We start from the raw sequence: 814 nt of genomic DNA on the forward strand, positions 1-814 counted from the left end.
CGTACCGGTGGAGCCCGAGGGCGCGCTCGCGGCGCGTACCCGCGCCCGCTACGCCGAGGTCCACGCGCTGGTCGCGACCGGCCTGCCACTGTCCCGCGTCGCCGAGCGGCTCCGGCTCGACCGCAAGACCGTACGCCGGTTCGCACGCGCCGCCACACCGGAGGAGCTGCTCGGCACCGGGCCCGTCGGCCGGCCCAGCGCCCTCGACGAGCACGCCGCTTACCTTGTCGCCCGGTTCACCGAGGGCGCCACGAGCACCAGCCTGCTGCGGGAGAAGTTGCGCGAACGCGGCGTCCACGTCAGCGAACGCACGGTGCGACGGTTCCTAACCCGGCTGCGCGCCGGCACCCCACCCGTACCCGAACAGCCGGCGGACCCGACCCGCCGGGAGGTGACCGGAGCACTCACCCGCCACCCCGACAACGTCGACGACGGCGACAAGACACGCCTCGCCGAGCTGTGTGACCGCTGCCCCGAGCTGGCCCTTGCCCGTGACCTGGTCGCCTCATTCGCCGACCTGCTCGTGCACCGCCGCGGTCTCGAGGCGCTCGAAAGCTGGGCCGGACGGGCCGAGGCCAGCCCGCTGCCCGAGCTACGTGGGTACGCCTCCGGTCTGCGCGCCGACTGGGACGCGGTCGCCGCCGGGTTCACGTTGCCCTGGAGCTCCGGCCAGGTAGAAGGCCAAGTCAACCGGATCAAGATGCTGAAACGTCAGATGTACGGCCGCGCCGAGCCCGATCTGCTCCGCAAGCGCGTCCTCCTCGACCGATAGAGATCATCACACCCTCCTTCACGGAATTTGCGCCAGAGCCAC

Annotated in this window: 1 protein-coding gene; it reads left to right on the top strand. The window is 72.0% G+C overall.

The features are described from left to right. On the top strand, positions 1-772 hold a 772-nt coding region (locus tag AB1460_RS37920), incomplete at its 5' end, for a transposase (protein WP_368967417.1). Positions 773-814 lie beyond the last annotated feature (42 nt).

The organism is Parafrankia sp. FMc2, assembly GCF_041008525.1.
GTDB lineage: Bacteria > Actinomycetota > Actinomycetes > Frankiales > Frankiaceae > Parafrankia.